Raw genomic sequence first — 6,624 nt, 5'->3', positions numbered from 1 at the left:
GGTCAGCGTCCTGCGAGCAGTCATGGGGCGTTGGTCAGGATGCCAATAGAGGTCGGGTACGGACGCGGCATCAAGGCACTTCGCCCGGGCAGCCCCGCCTCCACATCGTCCGCTTCCCGAATCAACTGGCCGCAGTTCATCGGTATTGTGCTGGCAGCGGCGTCTTGATCTCACGGGTGCACTTCCAACATCCAAAGCCGCTCGACTCCCCAGGATCGGCGCGTCGTGTGTTCGGTCGGATTCGTCTTTTGACAAAAGGAAAACACCGTGGACCACACAACGCAACTGACTGGGGAGTCATGCGCCTGCGGATCACACGATGGGCCACGAGAGATCAAGACGACTGCCACACCAAAACGCTGACGACCTGCGGCCAGAGGATTCAAGAAGCTGGCGTCAGCCTGACGCCTGGAGTTCCACGCAACGCCGCCCCACCATTACCGCAGCTCAACCGTCGAAGCGGAGAGCAATTCGATTAAGTTCAACGGTACACGTCACCGAGGACGGATGGTTGAGCATCGATTCATTTAATCGCGCAAGCCGTCCTTCGGTGCACGGGATGGTTCGTTGGTCTCTTGGTAGCGGTGAAAGTGCAACCAGCGTCCATCGCCAATCGCGAAAGAATACAGTCAGCGTCGCCGCGATCCAAATTCGACCGCGCAAATCAAAGTGAAACTGTTCTTTGCGTTCTATTCAGTCTCGCCACTGCGAGCCAATGTCATGCCGTTTCATCAGGTGAATTAGCGATTGCGTTACGATGCTCAACAAACCGGAGAACCATCCACACGCCATCAACGATGATGCCAAGAACGGCTCCAACAATCGCACCAAGAACCAAACAAACCATCACTTCGATGTGGCCCTTGTCGAGATGATAGATCAGATCGGGGTTGAGATCGGCAAGAATGTTCCAAGCAACACCGCACAACAATCCGACGGCCGCGCAGATTCCGAAGCACCAAAGAAAGATGCGTGGCGGTCGAACTGCAATTCTGTTTGCGGGAGAAACTGTCATCATCCAACGAACGGCGGTGGTCACCGCGTCGGTGCGATGGACCGGAACTCAAAAACAAACTCGACTCGCCGATTGCGGTGCACCAATTGGTTCACGCGGATCGGCCACGACGACGGCACGAGCCATCGCCGCTGAGGGCCAATGTACTCAATCCGAAACACCGAGGGAAATCGAGAGTCCCATTTTGCGGCCGGCTTTTCAGGCGTCGGTTGCCGACGTTGGTATCGACAGGCGTTGGTTTGTCTCCTTCGGCCGAGTCGACCGCGCACCAAATGAGACAAGAGTCACGCAAAGACGCCAAGCCGCAAAGGAGCGGGTTCAAGTCTTTGCGGCTTGGCGACTTTGCGTGAGATCCTTCCACCAAGTTCGTCAGCGCACCTATCAAACCGTATTACCTGAGGCGGTCTGCAGGAAACAGAGGTCTGATAAAATCCGGTGGGCGCAATTCGAGCGCACCAATCGCAGTCGGGACGTCAGGCGTTGGACATTCGGGGAACCAGCGGTGAAGAGATTGTCCACGAATTACACGAATGACACGAATAGATTTGCTGCGGCACACCTGGCGTTCGCTGGCAGCGTGAACGAATTGCGATCGATCCGCAATATCCAGAGGCACGCAGATTCATCGGGCGTCAGAACGTTGTCGGCCTTCACGTGGGCCGGTGAAGGGGACTCGATCAGAACGCATCCCGGCAGGGGGTGCCAGCGTTTTCGTCGCAGGCGAACTCGAGTTGGATGGCGGGGTCAGCGTCCTGCGAGCAGTCATGGGGCGTTGGTCAGGATGCCAACAGAGGCAGGTACGGACGCGGCATCAAGGCACGTCGCCCGGGCAGCCCCGCCTCCACATCGTCCGCTTCCCGAATTTCCTGGCCGCAGTTCATCAGCGATGTGCTGGCAACGGCGTCTTGATCTCAATGGTGCACTTCCAATCTCCGCGGGCGCTCGACTCCCGGGGAACGGCGCGTCGTGTGTTCGGTAGGATTCGTCTTTGAGTAAAAGAAAAACAATGTCGACCACACGACGGGAGTGACGGGGGAGCCATACGCCTGCGGATCATCATTCCGATGGGATGGTAACGAAGCATCTAGATTCATCATGAAGCATCTCTTTGAGGTTTTGATCGCATAGGGAGGCTTCAGGTTAAACGATTTGCGAAGCGTCTTGACTGCCGGATGAAAACTGTTGAAAGAACGCGACCAAAGACGCATCGCCCGTTCGCTCGGCCGCACTCAACGCCGACAATCCTCTCGCATCCTTGTGCAAGACATCACCGCCCTGCTCGGCGAGGAACTTCGCGATCTCCCAATGGCCGCTTCCGGCGGCGATCGTGAGCGCTGTAAATCCATCGCCGTCCATAAAGTGGATGTTCGCTCCCCGTTCGACCAATAGTTGAACAACCTCCAAGTGGTCCTGGTTTGCAGCCTTCATAAGGGGCGACAACTCCTTTGGCATGCCAGGGTGCGTGTTTTGATCGACCCCTCGGTCGAGTAGCTCCCGTACTTGATCGAGTCGCCCACCGCGGGCCGCTTCTTGAAGCGCTTTGAAGTCTTCAAACGACGTGTTCATGCCTGCCACCGTTTCTTTCGCCGAACGATTAATCATTGGCGGGCCGACCGAGGTAAGAAAGCGATACTTCGTGGTTGGACTACGGAGCATCACAAACCACCCGATCTTACGGGTCCCCGATCAGCTGGTCAACCAAACGCTCGTGAACAGTGCAGAAGGTGTAGACGAGCGTGCAGGTCTGCTCGGAAGGTGGTGGACGATGTGAGGTGGGAACCTGATGCGGCGCGAGCCCTGCCCGTTGCGCGGGCCCCGTGTTGATCCCGTTGTAAGCGTCGCCGTGGATCTCGGGCCGCTTGCTGCACGACCAACGTGCAACGTCTCAATGGCCAGGAGCTTCGTTCGCAAACGAGGCCATCTTGGCTCGCCTATTCCGATGTCAATGCTCCCGACGCTTTTGACAGCTCCGACGAAATTCGGTCAGACTCCGGAGGGCTCTCGTCCAACACCGCTCAATCGACAAGATCTTGACCAGACCAGGGCCCGTAGGCTCACGCCAAACGGCTGGTCATCAATTGATATCAGCCGGTTCGCGCCAGCGCGAGCGGCGCCCCTCAATGTCGATTGAGCGGTATTGGGCACGCGCCCAACCGCTAACAAGACTCGCCCCAATTGGTGTCAAAGCAAGTGGCGTTGGGCGAGTCACCTCGGCTCACGAACGCTTGTCGAGTTTCTCCACCCGGCGCCGTCCAGACGAAAACGTCCGGACACTCTGCCTCCCATCCCCTGCCAGGAATTCACGAGATTCTCATCTTTTCTCTGGTCTACTCTCCCCACCCCCGTTCAAATGAAGGGGTCGACTCGAACGATCCCCCACAAGGAGAAAATCGCGATGCTCCGCAAACTTCTTCACTTCATGGCGGCTCTGTTGGTTGTTTCAGGCTTCGGGATCGGGACACCGGCGGTCGCCCAGGAGATGCGGGTACGGGATCTGATCGTTCCGGACGGGGCGACCGAGTACAGCATGATGAAGCGACGAGGTGACATCCGCTTTCAAATGCCCTCGGACTTCAAAACGGTCGGCAAGCACTACGCCCAGAAACTGACCGAACAAGGCTGGCGTAAATCGGCACGCGACAATCTACAAAGCAGTTTCTGGGTCCAGACCTTTGCCAAAAACAACATGACCCTGGTCGTCCGCGTGAGTGAAGAAAAGGGTGGCAGCGCCGTGCGTTTGACTCCCACCGGAATGATGTGGGAAGAAGACGACCAACCGACGCCCAAAGAATTGCCGATCCCTGACGACGCCACCGACCTCGAATACAGCGACTTTTTCGAAACCGTCGAATTCAAGACCTCGTCCGACCTGAAAACCGTTCAAAAGTTCCTTATCGAGGAACTTGAAAAACGCAACTGGACCAAGGACAAGACGACGATGGATTTCGACCACTACGTCAGCATGAACTTCTCACAGAAAAAGTCAACGCTGAAGGTCAACCTGACCGCCGAGGAGGACGGCTGCGAAGTCGAATTTCGAACCGAGGGCATGCAGTGGGACGGAATGAAGGAAGAGATCGCGCGGATGAAAGCCGAAGCCAAGCAGGCGAAGCAGGCGGCAAAAGCGATCGCGGCCGAAACGGCAACGCAGGAGGACATGGTCGAATCATCCGTGGCACTGCCATCACGCAAAGAAAAAGCGAAACAAGGCATCGCCCAAATGCCCAAACTTCCCAACAAGGGCACGATCGTGATGGATGGCACCACCTATGAACTGCCGCACGTGATCGCGTACGAAGTCTTTCAATATGACGAGTGGAGGACGAAGATTGTGGCAACTCCGAAGGCCGTCAAACAAGACACGCTTCTCGCGCGACTCCGCAAGACCGGCAGCGACGAAGACGACGAGGGCGGTCCCTCTTGGCCGCAGCCGCACTTGCTGGTCGTGTTGGATGAAGACGACCAACCGGGTCAGTTGAGCCTGCAAGCCGGTGGAACGCCCGGACACGGTTCCGGCGACGAACTTGTCGGCACCGCGCTGGTCGAAGACGGCCGCGCGCGAGGCACCGTCGCACTGAGGGAACCGGGCGACTTCTTCGACAAGGTCTACACCGCCGAAATCAGCTTCGACGTGCCCGTTTTGACTCGCCAGTCCACGCCCGTCAAACGGCTCGCCGATGCGCCCAAACTTGCCAATTCCGGCAAACTGGTCGTGGGCAGCAGGACCTACAACCTGTCCAACGTGGTGGCGTATCCGGTGATGTTCTTTGACGATCCGATGACGTCGATTGTCTTCTCGGAAAAACCGCTCAACATGACCAAGTTGACCGCGGCTTTGGGCAGACCCGCCGCAGACGATTACTTTGAATTCACGCCGCAAGTCAAATTGCTGGTCGACGCCGACGACAACGTCAGCTCCGTGTCGATCTGGGCCGACAACAACAGCGTCGGCAGCAACAGCGATCTGGACGACGCCATCGTGATCGAAGACGGACGCGCCCGCGGAACAGCGAAGATGACCAAGCCCGGCGAGTTCTTGGACACCAAGTACAGTTTCGAAGTCAGCGTCGACGTCAACATCCTTGGCAAAAAATCTTCCCCCGCCCAGAAACCGGTTGGCGGACTGCCCGCTGACAGCTACGACGCGTTGCCGGTGCCGCAAGGCCACGAGGGAATCCAAGCCGAAGGCAGCCCGTTCCGCAAAGTAATTCAGACGACCGTCGCCGCGGAACTGGGCGCCGTGGTGGATTTCTATCGCCGTCAGCTCGCGTCGGGACAATGGGGCAAATGGGACGAATCAGCGGAGGACACCAAGATCGATCGCCAGAGCGCCGAGCTTTCGTTTACCGGACCCGCCGGCGGACTGTCGGTGCAGCTGGTCGGCAAAGGGAAGGAAACGGCGATCACGCTGGTGTCACGCGATGCCCAAGCCGCCAAGGCAGCCGGTTTATGGCCTGCACCGGGCAAGGCGCGATTGTTCCTCGCCAATGATACTGCCAGCCCAGTCGTGCTGACCATCAACCGACGCGACTACACGATTGCCGCGGGTGCGGGTGCCAGAGATCCCAAGACGGGGATCAACTGGGAAGTCGCCCCCGGGAATTACACCATCGAAATCAAACCGGCCAGCGGATCAGGGCAGTCGGAGAAATTGAAAATCAAAGCAGGCACCACGACGGGAGTGATTGTCACGTCTTCGGGAGCATTCATGAAGGTGGATCTCTACTGAGGCTGCGGTTTCCTCGCAGGCAGGCATCCGCGCAACCTGGCGAAATGGTAGGAAGATTTTGGAGGTAGGAAAAATCTTCCTACCCCGTCCCGGCCTACATCCCCAGATTCCCCAAGTACTCCACGCCTTGCTGCAGTTCCGCAAGCGAGGAATCATCTCGCCCGACGATGCACGGCCCGCGAAACCCGACGTCTTCCAAGGTGGCAAAGATTTGCGGGAAATCCGCGGTGCCTTCGCCGATCGGCACGTGCAGTCCCCGTCCGGCGGCCAAGTCGAGCACGCCGTCGGTCGCGCACACCACTTGAATTCGCTGGCGAAGCAGTTTGACGGCATCGGTGACACTGTGTCGGTTGACGATCAATCGGCCGGGATTGAGCGCGACGGCGACAAAACCGTCTTCGTCCTTGTCGAGCAGGTCGGCGAGGGTTTTGCCGGATTCCGCGCCGGTCTCCGCGGCCAAACAGGCGCCCACCTTAGCGCCGTACCGGCCCAGATCGCTGAGCACCGCTTGCAGCGATTCATAGCGGGGGTCCGTCTCATCGTCGGGGATGAATCCGATCGAATTGATCACCGTTCGCGACTTCAATTTGTACGCCAGAGCCATCGCCGCCTTGGTCGCTTCGATTCGGCGTTGCAGGTCCTGGGGGTTGTCGTATCCGCGTCGTGTTTGGAACCGCAGACTGGCGACCGACAAGTTGCGTTCGTCCAACAGTTTTCTCAGATGCCGTAGACCGGTTTCGGAGAGCGATTCGGGATGAATCTCGCTGCGGGCATTGAGTTCCACCGATCGCATGCCCATTTGGGCGGCGACATCGAGCGCACGTTTCAGGGGCAATCCAAGCGAATCGACGCGGATCGCAAGGTTCAGTTCAGCCATGGG

General features: G+C 58.2%; 4 protein-coding genes. 1 reads left to right on the top strand and 3 read right to left on the bottom strand.

Annotated features, from left to right (window positions below):
- Positions 1 to 718: 718 nt before the first annotated feature.
- Positions 719 to 1,039, bottom strand: coding sequence for a hypothetical protein (locus ABX749_RS16715; RefSeq protein WP_372896973.1), 321 nt, complete (start codon positions 1,037 to 1,039; stop codon positions 719 to 721).
- Positions 1,040 to 2,155: 1,116 nt separating this feature from the next.
- Positions 2,156 to 2,581, bottom strand: coding sequence for an ankyrin repeat domain-containing protein (locus ABX749_RS16710; RefSeq protein WP_372896972.1), 426 nt, complete (start codon positions 2,579 to 2,581; stop codon positions 2,156 to 2,158).
- Positions 2,582 to 3,410: 829 nt separating this feature from the next.
- Between ABX749_RS16710 and ABX749_RS16705 the strand changes: the two genes are divergently transcribed.
- Positions 3,411 to 5,744, top strand: coding sequence for a hypothetical protein (locus tag ABX749_RS16705; RefSeq protein WP_372896971.1), 2,334 nt, complete (start codon positions 3,411 to 3,413; stop codon positions 5,742 to 5,744).
- 94 nt (positions 5,745 to 5,838) lie between these two features.
- Here the strand turns inward: ABX749_RS16705 and ABX749_RS16700 are convergent.
- Positions 5,839 to 6,624 (bottom strand): sugar phosphate isomerase/epimerase family protein (locus ABX749_RS16700; protein WP_372896970.1); only part of this gene is annotated, 786 nt, incomplete at its 5' end.

The organism is Stieleria sp. (assembly GCF_041595215.1).
GTDB classification, from domain to species: domain Bacteria; phylum Planctomycetota; class Planctomycetia; order Pirellulales; family Pirellulaceae; genus Stieleria; species Stieleria magnilauensis.
Note: the sequence above shows the minus strand (reverse complement) of the source record. Positions and strands in the feature narration are given on the sequence as shown.